Source organism: Pseudomonas violetae (genome assembly GCF_023072615.1).
Taxonomy (GTDB): domain Bacteria; phylum Pseudomonadota; class Gammaproteobacteria; order Pseudomonadales; family Pseudomonadaceae; genus Aquipseudomonas; species Aquipseudomonas violetae.
Genome location: NZ_JAKNRW010000029.1, coordinates 13,375 through 32,254 on the forward strand (window position 1 = coordinate 13,375; position 18,880 = coordinate 32,254).

The window sequence follows — 18,880 nt, forward strand, 5'->3', positions numbered from 1 at the left end:
CAGCATGCCTCGCATCAATGCCTGCGGCCTGGCCGCACTCGCCGTCCTGAATGCCTTGACGTTCACGGTCCTGGCCGATGAAAACACCGCCCTCACGGCCGGTCACGAATACATGGTGACCACCAATTACCCGAACAACCTGCACATCATCGACCTGGCCACCGACACCCTGTTGAAGACCTGCAAGATGCCGGACGCATTCGGTCCCGGCACCGTGCAGCTCTCGCCCGACCGCAAGAGCGCCTATGTGCTGAATAACCACTACGCGGACATCTATGGCGTCGAACTGGATAACTGCAAACAAGTATTCCACGCCAGCATCACCCAGAAACCAGGCGAGAAGGCGAAGTCGATGTTCGCCTTCACCCTCAGTCATGACGGCAAGGAGTTGTTCGCCATTGCCAACCCGACCTTGATGCTCAATGATCGTTATGAAGTGCAGCAACCGCGGCTGGATGTGTACGCCACTGACGCTGGAATGGACGCCAAGCCTGTGCGCAGTTTCCCCGCGCCTCGCCAGCTCACCATCATGCAAAGCGGCGACGATGGCACGCTGTACGTTGCCGGGGCGGATGTCTATAAAGTGGATGTCAAAACCGGCAAGTTCGACGTACTGATCCCCAGTCGCCACTGGAAACGCGCCAACTACAGCGCCCCTGACGTGCTATATGTGTGGAACCAGCAGACCTACCGACATGACTTCTCGCTGCTCTATACCGCCGCTAAATTCAAAGACAAGAAGCAGGACCCTGCCACCGCCGAGTACCTCTACGGGCTATTCAGCGTCGACCTGAAAACCGGCAAGACCGAAACCACCGACTTCGGCCCGCTGACCGAAATCTACTTCAGCGGCATGCGCTCGCCCAAGGACCCCAACCTGATGTTCGGCGTGCTCAACCGCCTGGCCAAGTACGATATCAAGGAGAAGAAAATGCTGCAGGCGGCGACGCTTGATCACTCCTACTACTGCATCTCCTTCAACAAGGACGGCAGCAAGATTTACCTGGCGGGGACGTTCAATGATGTGGCGATCTTCGATCCCGACAGCATGAAGCAGATTGGCAGCATCAAGTTGCCGGGTGGGGATATGGCCATTACCACGGCGCAGATATTTACCCGGTAGTGGCGGCGGCCTGAGCGGCCGCCTTCGTCGGAACGCCGCCCGGAGCAAGCCCGCCCCGCACTGTCCGTGTCGACTCGGACAGTGCGGGGCGGGCTTGCCCGCGATTAGGCCCTCATAGAGACCGCATCAGGCCCCAGGAACCGGACACCCCATATCCCCCTCCTGGCACTTCAAATAATTCCTGAAGGTCTCGACCCGCGCCCGGGTCAATTCGGTAATGCAATTACCGTAGATCAACGGATAAACACTACCACCCTCCACCCCCGACGCTGAAAACTTGCACTGCGCATCCCTAAACGCAATCCACGATCGCTGCGCGCCGATTAACAGCTTCTTGCGGTCCGGATCGCTCTTCAGCCGTCCGGTAATCTGCTGGTACAGCGCATTCAACTCCTTGTCCGCCGCCTTGTTCTGCAGGGCGGCGCACTGGTTCATCGTCGCCTGATCCGTGGCGTTAGCGCAATCTGCGGCGAGGGCCACGTGGGTGAACAGCAATGGCGTCAGCGCCAGGAGAAAGCGTAAGTACATGGGAGTTCTCACTATGACATCGTAAAGAGAAGAGCAGTGTAGCGAACCCTGGCGATGGCAGTTGCCGGTCGCGCAAAAGCCATTCGATTCCAGTCATCTCGCTGCCGACTATGCGCTGAAGGTTGATTACAGCATCCGCTTGGTACAACTTTAGGGTTGGTCTTGTGGTCTTACAGGCCTACTGTTCATTACAGGAGGTGACATATGAACCCAGCATCAGATCGTATCGAAAGGAAAATCCTGCTCAGGACCCCGCGCTCGCAGGTCTGGCGCGTGATCGCCCATGCCGAAGCCTTCGGGCAATGGTTTGGTGTGGCACTGGAAGGCAAGCGGTTTGTCGCCGGTGAGTGGACCCAGGGGCAAATTACCTATCCTGGTTATGAACACCTGCTGTGGAATGTACTCGTGGAGCGGGTTGAGCCGGAGCGAGTATTTTCGTTTCGCTGGCACCCCTACGCAGTGGAACCGCACATCGATTATTCCCAGGAGCCCACCACCCTGGTGTTGTTCGAACTGGAAGATATGGATGGAGGCACGTTACTCAAGGTCACCGAGTCCGGCTTCGATCACGTTCCCCAGGAGCGCCGACTCAAGGCATTCCGCATGGACAGCCGCGGCTGGGATGAGCAGATGAACAATATCGAAGAGTTCCTCAAGATCAGTCAAAGGGCGCACGAACGCCAGCAAGAGTAAATGCCCGGATGCTTAAGCCCTGATTGAAGCGCTGGGCGCGGGAGGGCGACACAGAGCCGATCATCACGCCGACGCGGCTGCGATTACGCGTGCAGCCTTTAGCCCCGACATGCCTAAGGGCTTTCGGACGGCCGCTATGGCGAATGTCTTACACGCGATGGTAGTGATATCGTCTGTTACACATTGGATCCGATGCGTATTCTGACCCCATCAACCGAAGCACAGGAAGTGCCTCGGGATCACGGACGATCGACCATCAGCACGGAACGCTATCGACAGGGAGTCGACATGGTCTTGGGAAACCCGCTTCGGCGGGTTTTTTTTCGCCCGCAAAAAACCGACCCCGGTAGCGAGCTCGCTCGTGATGGACGTCAACGATAACGCTGGGCGCCTGATTCCCCATGGCGTTCTTTCATTTTTCTGGAGCAAGCTAGTTCCCAAAGTCGGGCCATCTAACGCATCTGTTTACAGCCTGGCCGCAGCCCGCTCGGTAATCACGGTCCGTTGCTCAAGCGACTGCGCTGCGCGCAGACGGGCATCTTCCAGCACTGCAGTCGGCGCAGTGTCCGGGCTGCCCGAAGCAAAAGGCGGTGCGGGAGCATATTCCAGCTGCAACTGCACTAACTGTGCAGTGTCCTCGCCGAACAATTCCGCAGCCAGCGTCAGGGCAAAATCGATCCCCGCCGTGATCCCGCCACCGGTCAGCAGATTGCCGTCGCGCACTACCCGATCCTGAACCGCAATAGCCCCCAAAGGCTTGAGCAGCTCGTGATAGGCCCAGTGCGTGGTGGCGCGCTTGCCCTTTAGCAGGCCTGCCGCGCCGAGTACCAGTGAACCGGTGCATACCGAAGTCACATAGCGTGCAGTGGCCGCCTGGGCCTTGATGAACGACAGCGTCACTTCATCCTCCATCAGCGTGCCGACGCCACTGCCGCCGGGAATACAGATCACATCCAGCGCCGGACATTCATCGAACGTCGTAGTGGGTTGCAACACCAGCCCGGTGCTGGCAGTCACGGGGGCCAGGTCTTTCCAGACCAGATGCACCTGCACATCTGGCAGGGACGCCAGCACGTCATAAGGCCCGGTCAGATCAAGCTGCTGAACCTGGGGAAACAACAGGAAACCAATCTGTAACGACATGGTGTTTTTCTCATGAAGTGGGTGGACGACTTCACTCTAGACGTCCAGGATGTGGCGCATACGCCAATTAGCCCACGAATTACGCCAATATGCCTAAAGTCATTCATGTGCTCGCGTTCGCCAAGGTGCAACTGCTCGATGTCACCGGGCCGCTGCAAGTGTTTGCCTCAGCCAATGACATCCTTCGTCAGCAAGGCCTGCCGGCACCCTACGCACCGACGGTGATCGTCAGGGGCGGCGGGGCAGTCATGTCCTCGGCGGGATTAGCATTGCTGGCCGAACCGTTACCAGAAACGGCCAGCGACACATTGATCATCGCCGGCGGCTGGGGCGTGTATGACGCGGCGCAGGACTCGGCGCTGGTGAGCTGGGTGCGCACCCATGGAACCCGATGCCGGCGCGTGTCCTCGGTGTGTACGGGGGCCTTTCTGCTGGCCGCCAGTGGCTGGCTGGATGGCAGGCGGGTGGTCACTCACTGGACCCGTTGTGACCAGTTGGCGCAGCAGCATCCGCAGCTGCGGGTCGAACCTAATCCGATCTTCATCAATGACGGCCCGGTCTGGACTTCGGCCGGCGTCACCGCCGGCATTGACCTTGCGCTGGCCATGGTCGAGCAGGACCTCGGTCACGAGATCGCCCTGGAAGTGGCCCGCCAGCTGGTGGTATTTCTCAAGCGTCCCGGTGGCCAGTCGCAATTCAGCGTGACCTTGTCGTTGCAAAAAGAAGGCAACCGGTTCGACGAACTACATGCCTGGATCAGCGAAAATCTCTCCCTGGACCTGGGCATTCCAACGCTCGCCGCCCAGGCCGGCATGAGCGAGCGCAGTTTCGTCCGGCACTACCGTGCCGATACCGGCCAGACTCCCGCCCGGGCAATTGAATCGATCCGGGTGGAAACGGCGCGCAGGTTGCTCAGCGACACCGGTTTGCCGGTCAAGCGCGTGGCGATGCAATGCGGCTTCGGCAGCGAAGAGACCCTAAGGCGCGGTTTCCTGCGGGCGATGGGGGTAACTCCGCAGGCTTATAGAGAGCGTTTTTGCATCAACGCTGCATCAAATCCAGTAATGCCCTGAGCGTCGCTTCGGGCGCTTCTTCGGGAATGTCGTGCCCGACTCCCGGCAAAATCCGCCGCTCGTAGTCACTGGTGAAATGGTCCCGATCCTCGTCGTTTGGCGTTGCAGGTCCGACGCCATCGTCGGCGCCGCACAGCGAGATAGTGGGCACATTGATCGGCGGCTGACGAGTCAGTGCCTGCTCCATCCACTCCAGCGCTGGATCGCCGGCGGCATACATGAATCGGTGTCGGTAAGAATGAATCACCACCTCGACAAAGTCCGGGTTATCAAAGGCCGTTGCACTGCGCGGGTACAACGCCGGGCCCTCGGCCCAGGTCGGTGACCACAGGCGCCAGAGCAGCTCGCACAGCGCTCGCCGGTTCCGGGTCAAGCCTTCCACTCCGCGCGGGCTATGGAAGTAATACTGATACCAGAGGCGATGTTCGGTTTGCGGATCCAGCGGCTGCGCCGAGTTGGGAATGTCCTGGAGGTTGTACCCATCGCCAGTCACCAGGCAACGAACCCGATGCGGCCACAGCGCCGCAACGATGCACGCCGCTCGTCCACCCCAGTCATAGCCGCAAAGCGCTGCCTGCTCAATCCCAAGCGTGTCCATCAGGTCCAGCAGATCCTGGGCAAGTGCCGCCTGCTGCCCGGAGCGCGGGGTACCCGGGCTATTAAAGCGGGTTGGACCGTATCCGCGCAGGTAGGGCACGATCACCCGATAGCCTTGTGCACCAAGGTCAGGTGCTATGTCGTCAAAGGCCCGCGGAGAGTAGGGGAAGCCGTGCAGCAGAATGACCGGATCGCCACTGGCAGGGCCGTGTTCTTCATAGGCGAGCGTGAGCATTGATGTTCGGGTGAACTGGATGGGATGGCCATACATGCAGAAGTCTCCGCGACTTTTCGGGCACCTACGAGGGATTGCGTGACCCTGTAAGATTCACGCCGTCATTAGGGCTGCCAATAACTCTTCTCGCCACTCAACTTCCGATCGAGAAAACTCGCCGCACTGATCAGCGCCAGATGTGTCAGTGCCTGCGGTGTGTTTCCCAAATGCCGGCCTCGGCTGTCGAATTCTTCGGCATACAAACCCAGCGAATTAGCGTACCTGAGCAATTGCTCGAATTCCAGATGCGCCTTCTCCACCTGGCCTGCCCGGGCCAGGCACTCGACGTACCAGAACGAGCAGGCCGCGAATGCACCTTCAGTGCCTTCCAGGCCGTCAATTCCGGCATCCTCGTTGCGGTAGCGGTAAACCATGCCGTCACGCACCAGGGTTTTCTCGATCGCCCGCAAGGTCGATAGCCAGCGCGGATCCTTGGCGCTGACGAAACGCACCAGCGGCATTAACAGCATCGAACCATCCAGGGCCGTGCTGCCGATATGCTGGACGAAATGCCCGCGTTCTTCATTCCAGAAGTTTTGCCAAATGTCCGCATAAATGGCCTGTCGAGTCTCATCCCAGCGAGCGAATGGCGCGGGCAGCGAGCGTTTGGACGCCAGGCGAATGGCCCGGTCCAGCGCGACCCAGCACATCAGTCGCGAGTGCAGGAAATGATGCTGTTCGCCGCGCATTTCCCAAATGCCGACGTCTTTCTGCTGCCAGCTTTCACAGACTTGATCGACCACCTCAACCGTGTGCTTCCAGCCCTTATGTGAAATCGCATCGCCGTACTTGTTCACCAGGTACACGGCGTCCATTAGCTCGCCGAAGATATCCAACTGTACCTGGTCGTAGGCCTGATTACCGATCCGCACTGGCGTCGCACCACCGTGGCCTGCAAGGTGAGAAAGTTCGGTTTCCGGCAGTTCCTGGCGGCCATCGACGGCATAGAGGATGTTCAGTTTCATCGGCTTGCCTCGGCAATCGCTGACGCGTCCTCGCAGCCAGCCCATGTACGCATTGGCCTCTTCGACGAAACCCAGGCGCATGAACGCATAGACGGTGAACGAGGCGTCACGGATCCAGGTGTAGCGATAGTCCCAGTTACGCCCGCCGCCGGGTGTTTCCGGCAGGCCGAAAGTCGCGGCCGCGAGAATGGCGCCATGCTTGCGCGAGGTCAGCAGCTTCAGCGCCAGGGCCGAACGATTGACCATCTCTCGCCAGCGGCCGCGGTAATTGGACTGGCTGCTCCAGTCGCGCCAAAATTTCAGGGTGCGCTCCATGCACATGTCCGTGGCGCCTTTTTTAAAGCGCGGGTCATCCACGCCGCCGAGCAGGAATTGCGCGCTCTGGTCCTGCTCCAGGGTGAACTGCGCTACTGCTGCATCGGCATCGAGGCTCATCGCCTGATCCGATGACAGGCGCAGGGGAGGCTGGCCGGTCGCCTTGAACACCACGTCCTGCTCATCCATCTGCGCGCGAGTGCTGGCGCGGGCGTAATCGTGTCGAACAGCGCAGCGCATATGAAAGGTCGCCTGGCCGCTGACAACGCGAACCCGGCGCATCAATACTGGCAGATCATCCTCGCTGTCGCCGATTGGCAGCAGGTCGGTGACCTCGACCACCGCGCGGTCGCTCAGCCAGCGGGTTTGCAGGACGTTGGTGTCCGGCAGGTAAATCTGTTCCCGGCGCGCATCCGGCAAGTCCGGCGTCAGCTGGAATATCCCGGCGTCAGGTGTGTCCAGTAACGAACAGAAGATCGACGGGCTGTCGAATTCCGGCCAGCAGAAAAAGTCCACGCTGCCTCGGTCATTGACCAGTGCAGCGCTGCGCATGTCGCCGATGATGCCATGGGCGTCGATAGCGCTTTGTCGTTCAGAATGATGATCAGCCATTGCCGCGAAACTCCGGATAGAGGCTCATGCCGCCGTCGATGAACAGGGTGGTGCCGACAATGTAGTCGGATGCATCGGAGGCGAGAAAGACCACGGCATTGGCAATGTCCTCGACGTCACCGATGCGGCCATAGGGGATAAGTTTGAGCAGTTGTTGTGCGGCTTCACCCTCGGTGGCTGCCTGGTTGATAGCCGTGCGAATTGCTCCCGGGGCGATGCCGTTGATGCGGATGCGCTGGTGGCTGACTTCCTGGGCGAGGGTCTGCATCAGCATGTCGATCCCGCCTTTGGACGCGGCGTAATTGGCATGGCCGGCCCAGGGAATGCGCTGGTGCACCGAACTCATGTGAATGATTTTTCCGGCTGCCCGGGACACGCCTTCGCGAATCCCCTGCCGATTGAAAATTCCCAGCGCCGCACGGGCACATAGGAACTGGCCGGTGAGGTTGACGCCAATCACCTGGTTCCAGTCGGCGAGGCTCATATCCACGGTCGGGGAGTCTTTTTGCAGGCCCGAATTGGCCACCAGGATATCCAGCGCACCGAAGGCTTCGAGAGTTTGTGCGAAGAGGCGTTCGACGTCTTCCTCCTTGGAAACGTCCGCGCCGATGGCGATGGCGCGACCGCCTTCAGCGTTGATCTGTCGGGCCAGTTCTTCAGCAGGTGCGGCCTGGGAATTATAGTTGAGCACCACGGCGGCGCCGGCAACGGCCAGGGCCTTGGCGGTGCCGGCACCGATACCTGAGCTGGCGCCGGTGATGAGAGCGACCTGGTGGTCCAGGGATATCAGCATAAGGTTAGCGCCTTGAATTGAGGGCCTAAGTAGCTGACTGGTTTCAGGCTTCAAGAGTTCAGCAGCAAAATCAAAAGATCGCAGCCTGCGATTTTTTGATCTTGGAGCCTTAACATTCAGCCAACAATTCAGAGCTTTGCGCACCCCCGCCTTGTGGCAATTTGCACTCCCTGTTCGAGACATGCGTCCCATGGCAAACCCCTACCGCGACCTGTTTAAAGCCCCAGGCAGCAGAGCCTTCATACTGGCCGGCATGATCGCGCGCATGGCGATCGCTGCAGGCGCAGCAGTGCTGGGCTCAGCCATCCAGAGTTCCCGCCATTCGAAACGGAGTCCCCAGGTGCTGTAGGCGCGAGCTTGCCCGCGATGGTCGTCCACGATAACGCGCGAAGGGCCTGCAGATCCAAAGGTGCCCAAACCCAAAGATTGGTTCGAGGGCAAGGCTGTGCACGCCCATGTATCGACGGACCAGGTACCCAAGGCGGCTAAAGCGCAAAGACCTAGAAAGGAATGGCCGTAAAGGCGAATTCATAATCCGCCGTGACCGCAGGAATGGATATGTACACGAGACAAGGTCAAAAGATCGCAGACTAGTTTCACTCGGCAACCTCTCCAAAGCGCCTGGAAAAAAAACGCGATCAGGCAGCCATCCCCGCAGCCTCTCGCTACAATGCCCGCCATGTCTTGCAGAGGTTCCTATGGTCAAAGCGATGGTGGTAGACGATCATCCGTTCATTCGGGCATCGGTCACAATGCTCCTGCAGCAGGAAAACATCGAAGTGATCGCCGAGGCGGACAACGGTGCGGATGCCGTGCAACGAGCCCGCGAACACGCGCCAGACTTGATCATCCTCGACATCGCCATGCCCAGGCTCGACGGCCTGCAAGTCATCAGTAGGATCATGACCGACCAACCGCATTGCAAGATTGTGGTCCTGACGTCGCAGTCGCCGATTTTCTTCGCCATGCGCTGCATGAAGGCCGGTGCCGCCGGTTACATCTCCAAGAACGATGACCTTGATGAATTGATCAGGGCCATCAAGGCCGTGTTGACCGGCTATACATTCTTTCCCAACCTGGCAAACAGTTCAGTGCGGCGCAACGATGCCCAGGCCAGTGACCTGGAACTGATCCAGAGCCTGTCCGATCGAGAGCTGACAATTCTGCAGCAACTGTCCAACGGCATGAGTAATAAGGAGATCGGCGAAGCCATGCTGCTGAGCAGCAAGACCATCAGCACCTACAAGACCCGCCTGATCGAAAAACTCAACGTGAAGTCCGTGGTGTACCTCGCCGATTTCGCCAAGCGTAATCAGTTGGTGTGAATGAATCAGGCCTGGGGTAAATGGCTCGTCGTGTTGCTGTTGTCGGGCTCCGTTCATTGCGTATGGGCCGCGGCAGCGTCGGTGGAAAACCTACGGGTCCTGGGGCGTTCGCAGGTCGATGGCTACCAGGTAGTGCTCGATGAGCCCGACCGGCAATGGCTGCGCCACAAGGGGGTATTGGTGTTGGGCGCTTCGGCGCCGGACGACCCGCCATTTGGAATCACCGGCACCGGTCGTGACTATGAAGGGCTGACGGCAGACTACGCCGCATTGCTGGCCGAGCTGCTGCAGGTGCGCATCGAGGTGCGTCGTTATTCGTCCCGGGCTGATGTGGTGCATGCGGTCCAGCAGGGCGAAGTCGACCTGCTCGGCACGTCCAACGACTTCGAGGCGGCGGACCCACAGCTGGTGATGTCCAGTGGCTACGCCGAAGACCTGCCGACCCTGGTCACTCGTATCGGCGACAGTCAGAACGCCACGCCGGACCTGGCCGGAAAACAGGTGGCTATGCTCTACCACTACCTGCCACCGGAAGCCGTCAAGGCGTACTTTCCCAACGCCCATTTGCAACTCTATCCCTCGACATTGAGTGCGATCGGTGCGGTAGCCTTCGGCACGGCCGATGTCTATCTGGGCGACTCCATCAGCGCCAACTACCTGATCAACAAGAATTACCTGAACAACGTGCAGTTAGCGGCGTTTCTCGACACCAACGTCAACAACTTTGCCTTCGCCACGGCCCGGGACAACCCGCACCTGCTGCGCATCGTCAATGCTGCGCTGGCGGTGATTCCCGCGAGCGAACGGGTGACCATCCTGCGTCGCTGGAGTGCGGGCGGGGCGAACATGAGCGAGCTGCAGGTGTTGAAATTCAGCAGCGCCGAACAGCGCTGGATGGAGGAACACCCCCACGTCAAGGTGGCCATAGACGAGAGTTTCCTGCCGCTGTCGTTTTACGGCCAGGATGGCAAGTTCCGCGGGCTGGGTGCCGATGTGCTGGCCAAGGTGGCGCTGCGCACCGGGTTGAAGTTCGACATTCAACGCCTGCATACGGTCCCTGAACTGATCCGGCAAGTCGAATCCGGCCAGGCGGACCTGGTGATCAGCTTGACTCCCAGCGCCGCGCGCGAGGAGACCTTGCGGTTTACCCGTCCCTACCTCAGTACGCCGTATGTGCTGGTCAGCCGTACCTCCGGCGGCAGTCCCGCGACCCTGGACGAGATGGGCGGCAAACGCCTGGCGGTGATTCGCGGCACGCCGGTACGCGACCAGTTGATCGAGCAGTACCCGAGCATCGAATTGATCGATGCCGACAACGCCGAGCACGCCATGACCCTGGTGGCCAAGGGGCAGGCCGATGCCGCCGTCAGCGCACTGATTACTGCGCGCTACATGATTTCCCGGCAGTATCGCAACCGGCTGCGCATCACCAGCACGGTCGGCACCACGTCCGCTCGCCTGGGCTTCGCGACCACCCGCGATGCCACCGAACTGTATTCGATCCTCGACAAGACGCTGCTGAGCATTCCCCCGGAGGAGCTGGACGAAGTGTCCAACCGCTGGCGCAGCGAAGTGGTGGTGGACGACAGCTACTGGTTGCGGCATCGCGCGGCGATCATTCAGGGCTTTGCCCTGGCGGCCGTGTTGCTGCTGCTGGCGTTGGGCTGGATCGGCTATCTGCGCCAGCTGATTGCCAGGCGACGTCAGGCGGAAGTGGCCCTCAGCGATCAGCTGGAGTTTATGCGCGTGTTGATCGACGGCACACCGCACCCGATCTACGTACGCGATCGCCAGGCACGGCTGCTGATCTGCAATTCGGGTTACCTCGATGTGTTCGGTATCAAGCGCGATGCGGTGGTTGGCAAGACCGTCATCGAGGGCATGTTCAAGAACGTGCAGGAAGCTGCGGCCTACCATGAAGATTATCTGCAGGTGATGAAGGACGGCCGGCCCCTGATTCAGGACCGCAAGTTGACCCTGGGCGCAGACGTGCTGACCATCTACCATTGGATGCTGCCGTACCGCGCCAGTAGCGGTGAAGTGAGTGGTCTGATCGGTGGCTGGATCGATATCAGTGAGCGCCAGCGTCTGGTCCAGGCGTTGCGCGAGGCCAAGGACGACGCCGACGACGCGAACCGGGCGAAGACCACCTTCCTGGCCACCATGAGCCACGAGATCCGCACGCCAATGAACGCGGTGATCGGCATGTTGGAGCTGGCGATGAAGAAGGCCGATCAGGGGCTGAGCGACCGATTTGCCATCGAAGTAGCCTCAGGTGCCGCGCGTAGCTTGCTTGAACTGATCGGCGATATTCTGGATGTATCACGCATTGAATCCGGGCACTTGAGCCTGGCCCCGGAGCGCGCCAACCTGGGGGAGTTGGTGATCGTCGTCGCGCGCATTTTCGAGGGGCTGGCGCGCCAGAAACAGCTGCGCCTGATCCTCGAACTGGATGTCGGCGCCCATCGTGAAGTGCTGGTCGACCCGCTACGCTTCAAGCAGATTATCTCCAATCTGTTGAGCAACGCCATCAAGTTCACCGAGGCTGGCGAGGTCCGTCTGCAAGTCAGGGTCCAGGCCGGGCATGACGAGCACCTGACGCTCTACCTGCAGGTCGTCGACACCGGCATTGGGATTTCGGATGAGGATCAACATCGTTTGTTCAGCCCCTTCACCCAGGCCAGCAACAATCGCCAATCGGCGCGCAGCGGCTCGGGCCTCGGGCTGGTGATCTGCCGCACTTTGTGCGAAATGATGGGCGGCCAGCTGACGTTGAACAGCAGGATTGGGAAGGGCACCCAAGTCGACGTCGTCCTCGACCTGCCCACGTTGCAACCTTTGGATGAGCCGGTGACTGTGCAGGTCGCGGTGGCACCGGCGAATCGTGCATTGAGTATTCTGGTGGTCGACGATTACCCGGCAAACCGCCTGTTGCTGTCCCAGCAACTGAGCTACCTCGGCCATAAGGTCCGGGACGCTGAAGACGGCGTGCAGGGCTTGCACGCCTGGCGCAGCCAGCCTTTTGATGTGGTCATCAGCGACTGCAATATGCCGGTCATGACAGGGTACGAAATGGCCCGGGCAATCCGCCAGGAAGAGCGCGCCAAGGGACTCGCCCCCAGCCTCATCCTGGGATTTACCGCCAATGCGCAACCCGAGGAAAAGCAGCACTGCCTGGACGCAGGAATGGATGACTGCCTGTTCAAGCCGATCAGCCTCGGGGACCTCGGTGCACGGCTGTCGAGCGTGATCCCGAGCGCCGAGCAGGCAGCCGCCCCCTTCAAGGACGATATTGACTTGGGCGGGCTGTACCAGTTGACCCGGGGTGACGAGGCGTCGATCAAGCGCCTGCTGGATGACCTGGCGTCCTGCAATGATGACGATATGGCGCGGTTGATGCGGCTGTTCACGCAAAACGACGTGCCGGGGCTGGCGAACCTGGCTCATCGCATCAAGGGCGGTGCGCGAATCATCAAGGCCCAGGGTTTGATCGGGGCATGCGAGCGTCTCGAAGCGGCATGCGCCGGAGTGAATCCGGTGCAATTGACCGAGGCCGTTGACGAGTTGCATCAGGCGATGGAGCGATTGGCTCAGCGGTTGGGTTAATCGTGCTCATTCATTACTAATAAGAAATTTGGGAAATTTCCTACGAGGTTTGGGAAATTTCCTAAATAGTATTCACCGCTCATTCTGGATAATCGTCTTCCCTTACAAGACGAGTTCAGATGACATGACCTGCCCGCCACTGCGCATTCTGATACTCGAAGACCATGCCTTTCAACGCTCCGTGGCCGTGAGCATGTTCAAGCAGGCAGGCTGTTGCGAGGTGTTCGAAGCTTGCGATGGAGCGCAGGCGCTGGCGGTCTTGCACGAAGTCGGACCGGTGGACATCGCCCTGTGCGATTTGCAGATGGAGGGCATGGACGGTCTGGAGTTCTTTCGCCGGCTGGGGGCCAGCAGGCAGGTCAAGTCGATCATCATCAGCAGTTCGCTGTCGGCGGATCTGCGGCGGGCGGTGCACCAGATCGTCTCCCTGCTGGGGCTCGAGTTGCTGGGGGATGTCGGTAAGCCGCTGCACCCGCAGGTGTTGCGCGAGTTGCTCGACAAACACCTCAACCCTTTGCCGGTGGTCAAACCCGCGATGGCAGCGCCTTTGTTCCTGGCCTGCGAGGAGGAGGTGTGCGGGGCGCTTGCCTTGGGGCAGATCCAGTCCTGGTACCAGCCCAAATTCAATCTGCACACCGGCCAGGTCTGTGGCGTCGAGGTACTAAGCCGCTGGCTGCACCCGGACAGGGGGGTACTATCCCCGGCGGTGTACCTGCCGATACTGGAGAGGCACGGGCAGATGCACCAGCTGCTATTCGCCCAGCTGGAGCAGGCGCTGATCCTCCAGCAGGCCGCGGCAAGCAGGGGTTTTGCCCTGAACATGGCGTTTAACCTGCAAGCCGCGCAACTGGTCGACAGTGAACTGACGGCCAGCATCCGACGTATCCTCATCCGCCATGGCGCACCGGGGACCGGACTGACCTTCGAACTCACTGAAAGCGGTTTGCTGGAAGCGCCTGCCACCAGCCTGGAGAACCTGGTACGCCTGCGAATGATGGGCTGTCGGTTGTCCATCGACGACTTCGGTGCCGGTTTTTCTTCACTGCAACGCCTCTGTCAGTTGCCTTTCAACGAGATCAAGCTCGACGCCGAATTTGTCCGCAGCCTGGAACACGAACCGCGCTGTCGGGCGGCCATCAGCAGTACCCTGGCGCTGGGGGACAGCCTGGGCATGTCGGTCGTCATCGAAGGCATCGAGACCGACGCGCAGCGCCTGCGCCTGATGTCGCTCGGCTGCATTCAGGGGCAGGGCTACTGGTATGCACGCCCCATGAGTGGCGAAGATTTGCTGGGCTGGTTGCAGCTGCGTGGAGAATCCCCGGATGGTCGCTGATGCCTAAGTCCGGACAAATGGGGTGGGAGTTTAGGAAAAGTCCTACAGAAAGCCCCACAGCTCATGCGTAGCCTTGCGCCATCTCGAACTTCACACCCTGCTGGGGGCTTACGTTGCCGAACAAAGCTTTACGTATCCTGATTGCCGACGAGCAGCATTTTCAGCGCATGAGAATCGAACGGCTGTTCAATCAGCTCAACTATTACCGGATCGCACCTGTTCACTGCCTTGAGGAATTGCTGACGTTGGTCGACTACGGCTGCGAGCCGTTCGACCTGGTGGTGATCAACGCTTCCATGGCAGGCGATGCTTTGAACCTGCTGGATTTCTTTCGTTTTAACGCCCAGGTTCGTCACGCCTTCATTTACGAAGGTCAGCGCGCAAAGTTGCCGCCGATTCCCGCCTGCGAGCAACAGAAGATCCAGGTCAGCCACACATCATTGCCGGATCTGGCATCAATTAGCCGCCTGATGGCACTGGTCGATCGTCGCCTACCGTCCGTCGGAACTGTCATTTCTGTCAGGTAGTTTCACCGCAGTGCCCATGTCAGAATTTTCGCGCAGCTGTTGCGTTTGATCCGGGCCTGTCCCGTGAGCATTCTCTGCTCAATCGTCGTGTTTTTGTACATGGAGTTGTCATGAAGTCAGCGCTGATTGTGGACGATCATCCGGTGGTTCGCGCCGCAGTCAAAATCGTACTCCGCCAGGAAGGTTTTCACCGAATCTACGAGGCCAGTTGTGGCAACGAAGTCATGCTTATGATTCGCGAACATCAACCGGAACTGCTGGTGCTGGATCTTTCCTTGCCAACGCTGGATGGGCTGGAGGTACTCGCACGGATACATGACAGTGGGGCGCGGTGCCGGGTAGTGGTATTTACTTCCCAGGAGGCCATGCATTATCAGGACCGCTGCATCCGCGCCGGTGCCTCGGCCTACGTGCCCAAGTCGAATGATCTGCAGGATTTGCATAAAGCCATACATGCGGTTATGGCCGGTTACACCTTGTTCGCCCAGCTCGTTTCGAACTCGGTGGCACTCAGCGTATTGCAGCGCAGTGAGGGGCAACGGATAAGCCAGCTCTCTGATCGTGAGCTGACTATTTTGCGCTACTTGGCCAATGGCATATCTAACAAGGAAATCGCCGCAACCCTGCACTTGAGCCACAAGACCGTCAGCACCTACAAGACGCGCCTGATTGAAAAACTGGACGTCAAGTCGTCGGTGTACCTGAGGGATTTTGCTCTGCGCAACCGTCTGATTTGAATGAGCAACTCCTGGCCCCCGCGTTGCCTGGTTGCGGCATTTTTACTAGGCCAGTGGCTCTGGATCAGTTTGGCTTGGGCGCAGCCGCAAACAATGACCTTGTTGTGTCGCTCCGAAGTCGCAGGCTATAGCGCCGGGTTGTCGGCTAGCGATGCGGGTTGGCTCAGGCAGAAGGGGCGATTGGTGCTCGCGGTCTCGGGGCCGGACTATCCGCCCTTCGACATCACCACCACGGGCAACTCGCTGGAAGGCCTGACTGCCGACTACGCCGGGTTGCTGAAACAGTTGTTGGGCATAGAGATCGAAGTTCAGCGCTATCCATCCCGCGAAGAAGCGGTACGGGCCATCAAGGAGGGGACCGCCGATCTGCTGGGCACGGCCAACCGCTATGAGGCGCAGGACCGGCAATTGCGCATGTCCAGCGCCTACGCGGTGGATCAACCGGTACTGGTGACACGGCTGGGGTTGTCGCAGCCACTGGATCCGCAGTTGGTCGGCAAGCGGTTGGCGATGCTGTATCACTACCTGCCAGAGAAAACCGTGCAGGGTTTTTACCCCAATGCGCAGGTGGAACTCTTCCCCTCGACGCTGGGAGGCGTGGGGGCCGTGGCATTCAGTCATGCCGACGTTTACCTCGGCGATGCCATCAGCACCCATTACCTGATCAGCGAAAACTACATCAACAACGTGCAATTGGCGGATTTTTCCCAGCTGGAGTCCGGGCGCTTCGCATTTGCCATGAAGCACGACAACGTGCGGTTACAGCGTGTCGTCAACCGCGCATTAGCGGCGGTGCCAATAGATGAACGATTGAATATCCTGCATCGATGGGGCGCCAGCGGGCCTTCCGTCGTCGGCACCCAACCGCTGCACTTCACGGTGGCCGAGCAGCGTTGGCTCGACGCTCACCCGCGCCTGAACGTCGCGATCAATGGAAATATCATGCCGATATCCTTCATCGGCGGCGATGGCGAATTTCGTGGTATTACCGCTGATGTTCTGAGCAAGATCAGTGTTCGCACCGGATTGAAATTCGATGCCAAGCCGCTTAATGCGGTGGCCAAAATGATCGAGCAGATCAAGTCCGGTGAGGTCGACCTGATCGGCGGTATCAGCCCCAGCAGCGAGCGCGAAGCCGATCTGCAATTCACCCGCTCATTCATGACCAGCCCTAATGTCCTGGTGGTTCGTGATGCTCCATGGAGCCCCGCGACCCTGGACGAGATGGCCGGCAAAACGCTGGCCATTACCCAGGGCAACAGCACCATCGATTATATTCGCCAGCATTACCCACAAATCAAATTGCTTATCGCGCCTCTGACGGCAGAGGCCATGTCCATGGTTGATCGGGGTCAAGCCGAGGGTGGTATCAACTCGCTGATTGGTGCCCGTTACATGATTTCCCGGCAATTCCCCGGGCGATTGAAAGTCACCAGCACCGTGGGTGCCGACCCTGCCCGCGCCACCCTCGCCACGGGTCTTGACTCCCCGGAACTGCACTCGATTCTGGACAAGGCGCTGCTCAGCATTTCGCCGGAAGAAATCGAAGACATGACTCAATATTGGCGCAACGACTTGATTGTCGAACCCAGCTATTGGCTGCGCCATCGCCAGGATATTCTCCAGGGGTTCACGGCCGCGGGGGCATTGCTGTTGGTGGCGCTGGCGTGGATCGTCTGGCAGCGCCGGCAGATTCGCCAGCGCCAGCATCTGCTGCAACAGCTACAGGAAGCCAAAGACGCCGCCGACGATGCGAATCGGGCGAAGACGACGTTCCTGGCAACCATGAGCCATGAAATTCGGACCCCGATGAATGCCATGATCGGCATGCTCGAACTGGCGCTCAAGCGCGCGGAGCAGGGTGTCATCGACCGCTCGGCGATCGAGGTGGCGTCCACGGCGGCGCAACAGCTCCTGGGTTTGATCGGCGACATCCTGGACATCGCACGGATCGAGTCCGGGCATCTTTCGCTGATGCCCGAACGAGCCAATCTGCGCAGGCTGGTCGAGTCGGTGTGCCAAATTTTTGAAGGACTGGCCCGGCAGAAGAACCTGAAGTGGCAGGTCGAGCTGGACCCGCGCAGCGACTGCGATGTGATGATCGATCCGACGCGGTTTAAACAGGTCCTGTCCAACCTCCTGAGCAACGCCATCAAGTTCACGCATCAAGGTGGCGTGAGCCTGGCGCTGCGGGTGGAGCCTGCTCGCGACGGACATCTGTCGGTGAGCGTGCTCATCGAAGACAGCGGTATCGGCATCAGCGAGTTCGATCAGAAGCGCCTGTTCAGCCCGTTCGTGCAGGCCGGCAATAATCCGCAGTCGGGGCGCCAGGGTTCCGGATTGGGGCTGGTGATCAGCCGTACATTGTGCGAAAGGATGGGCGGGCAACTGCTGCTCGACAGTTTGCTGGGGCGCGGAACCACGATTGTAATCCGTCTCGAGTTGTTGGAGTTGCGACCGTTGCTCTGCAGTGATATTGCCAGTGTGATGCAGGCCCCGACCCGGGCGTTGCGCATCCTGGTGGTCGACGATTACCCGGCTAATCGCCTGCTGCTCTCGCGCCAGTTGGGCTACCTGGGTCACCAGGTGCTCGTGGCCGAGGATGGCGAGGTGGGGCTCAGGCAATGGCGCGACCACGAGTTTGACGTGGTCATAACCGACTGCAACATGCCGCTGCTTAGCGGGTACGAACTGGCGGGGGCCATACGTGATGAAGAGCGCGTCCATGCCGTGGAGCCGATCCTGATTCTCGGGTTTACTGCCAATGCTCAGCCCGAGGAGAGGGCACGTTGCCTGGAGGCAGGCATGGATGACTGCCTGTTCAAGCCCATCAGCCTGGGCGACCTAAATGCTTGGTTGGTGTCGAGGTTTGGCGTAACGCCCGCCGTCGTAGACGTTCCCGACAATGCCGAAATCGACCTGCGAGGCCTGGAACAGTTTGTGGGTGCCGATCGAGAGTTGATCGAGCAACTGCTGCAGGATGTTGTAGTGACCAACCGCATTGATCGCAACGAACTGCTCGACGCCCATGCCCGCAGCGATCATCAGGCCCTGCGAGTGTTGGCGCACCGGATTAAGGGCGGGGCGCAGATGGTCCGGGCGGCCAATCTGGTCGAGCGCTGCGAACAGCTGGAGGAGGCGTGTCGCGATGGCAGTCAACACCGGATCGACGAATCTGTCGATCAGTTGCAGCAGGCAATGAAGCGCCTGGAACTCAGCCTCGGGTAGGAACCGTG

At 59.8% G+C, this 18,880-nt stretch carries 14 protein-coding genes and 1 pseudogene; 10 read left to right on the top strand and 5 right to left on the bottom strand.

Translation table 11 applies throughout. The annotated features are described in order from the left end of the window. Nucleotides 1-4 precede the first annotated feature (4 nt). Nucleotides 5-1,123, top strand: coding sequence for a quinohemoprotein amine dehydrogenase subunit beta (peaD, locus tag L9059_RS23745; protein ID WP_247293323.1), 1,119 nt, complete (start codon nt 5-7; stop codon nt 1,121-1,123). 126 nt (nt 1,124-1,249) lie between these two features. Here peaD and L9059_RS23750 read toward each other — a convergent pair whose 3' ends face one another. Beyond that, the gene (locus tag L9059_RS23750; protein WP_247293324.1) at nt 1,250-1,651 is read right to left on the bottom strand and encodes a lysozyme inhibitor LprI family protein; all 402 of its coding nucleotides are present in this window, start codon (nt 1,649-1,651) and stop codon (nt 1,250-1,252) included. A gap of 204 nt (nt 1,652-1,855) precedes the next feature. On the opposite strand from L9059_RS23750, the gene L9059_RS23755 reads away from it, so the two are divergent. Further along, on the top strand, nt 1,856-2,344 hold the full coding sequence (locus tag L9059_RS23755; protein WP_247293325.1) for an SRPBCC family protein: 489 nt from the start codon (nt 1,856-1,858) through the stop codon (nt 2,342-2,344). Nucleotides 2,345-2,809: 465 nt separating this feature from the next. Here the strand turns inward: L9059_RS23755 and inhA are convergent, their stop codons facing one another. Beyond that, nucleotides 2,810-3,487, bottom strand: a complete 678-nt coding sequence (gene inhA / locus L9059_RS23760) for an isonitrile hydratase (RefSeq protein WP_247293326.1) — start codon at nt 3,485-3,487, stop codon at nt 2,810-2,812. 89 nt (nt 3,488-3,576) lie between these two features. On the opposite strand from inhA, the gene L9059_RS23765 reads away from it, so the two are divergent. After that, nucleotides 3,577-4,560 carry a GlxA family transcriptional regulator gene (locus L9059_RS23765; RefSeq protein ID WP_247293327.1) on the top strand — a complete coding sequence of 328 codons (984 nt, stop codon included), beginning with the start codon at nt 3,577-3,579 and terminating at the stop codon, nt 4,558-4,560. On the opposite strand, the gene L9059_RS23770 is transcribed toward L9059_RS23765, so the two are convergent. From L9059_RS23770 to L9059_RS23780, 3 genes are all read right to left on the bottom strand, one after another. Then, nucleotides 4,529-5,428 carry an alpha/beta fold hydrolase gene (locus L9059_RS23770; protein ID WP_247293328.1) on the bottom strand — a complete coding sequence of 300 codons (900 nt, stop codon included), beginning with the start codon at nt 5,426-5,428 and terminating at the stop codon, nt 4,529-4,531. The two genes, L9059_RS23765 and L9059_RS23770, sit on opposite strands and share 32 nt — an antisense overlap. A 68-nt stretch (nt 5,429-5,496) precedes the next feature. After that, nucleotides 5,497-7,323: a glycoside hydrolase family 15 protein gene (locus tag L9059_RS23775; protein ID WP_247293329.1), complete on the bottom strand. Its 1,827-nt coding sequence runs from the start codon at nt 7,321-7,323 to the stop codon at nt 5,497-5,499. Further along, a complete protein-coding gene (locus L9059_RS23780) occupies nt 7,316-8,116 on the bottom strand; it encodes an SDR family oxidoreductase (RefSeq protein WP_247293330.1) in 801 nt (266 codons plus the stop codon). The genes L9059_RS23775 and L9059_RS23780 overlap by 8 nt, the downstream gene beginning before the upstream one ends. A gap of 353 nt (nt 8,117-8,469) precedes the next feature. On the opposite strand from L9059_RS23780, the pseudogene L9059_RS23785 reads away from it, so the two are divergent. The 7 genes and pseudogenes from L9059_RS23785 to L9059_RS23815 form a co-directional block, all read left to right on the top strand. Then, a pseudogene (locus tag L9059_RS23785) lies at nt 8,470-8,636 on the top strand (IS4 family transposase); the annotation flags it as partial. 178 nt (nt 8,637-8,814) lie between these two features. Continuing rightward, nucleotides 8,815-9,441 carry a response regulator transcription factor gene (locus L9059_RS23790; protein ID WP_247293331.1) on the top strand — a complete coding sequence of 209 codons (627 nt, stop codon included), beginning with the start codon at nt 8,815-8,817 and terminating at the stop codon, nt 9,439-9,441. Beyond that, complete coding sequence (locus L9059_RS23795) at nt 9,442-13,047, top strand: transporter substrate-binding domain-containing protein (protein ID WP_247293332.1); 3,606 nt, start codon at nt 9,442-9,444, stop codon at nt 13,045-13,047. It abuts the gene before it with no gap. A 124-nt stretch (nt 13,048-13,171) separates the two neighbouring features. Further along, complete coding sequence (locus tag L9059_RS23800; RefSeq protein ID WP_247293333.1) at nt 13,172-14,380, top strand: EAL domain-containing response regulator; 1,209 nt, start codon at nt 13,172-13,174, stop codon at nt 14,378-14,380. 113 nt (nt 14,381-14,493) lie between these two features. After that, nucleotides 14,494-14,907 (top strand): ANTAR domain-containing protein, encoded by a 414-nt coding sequence (locus L9059_RS23805; RefSeq protein ID WP_247293334.1) that lies wholly within the window; start codon nt 14,494-14,496, stop codon nt 14,905-14,907. 110 nt (nt 14,908-15,017) lie between these two features. Then, complete coding sequence (locus L9059_RS23810) at nt 15,018-15,644, top strand: response regulator transcription factor (RefSeq protein WP_247293335.1); 627 nt, start codon at nt 15,018-15,020, stop codon at nt 15,642-15,644. A 93-nt stretch (nt 15,645-15,737) separates the two neighbouring features. Continuing rightward, complete coding sequence (locus L9059_RS23815; RefSeq protein WP_247293336.1) at nt 15,738-18,872, top strand: transporter substrate-binding domain-containing protein; 3,135 nt, start codon at nt 15,738-15,740, stop codon at nt 18,870-18,872. The last annotated feature ends 8 nt before the right edge of the window (nt 18,873-18,880 follow it).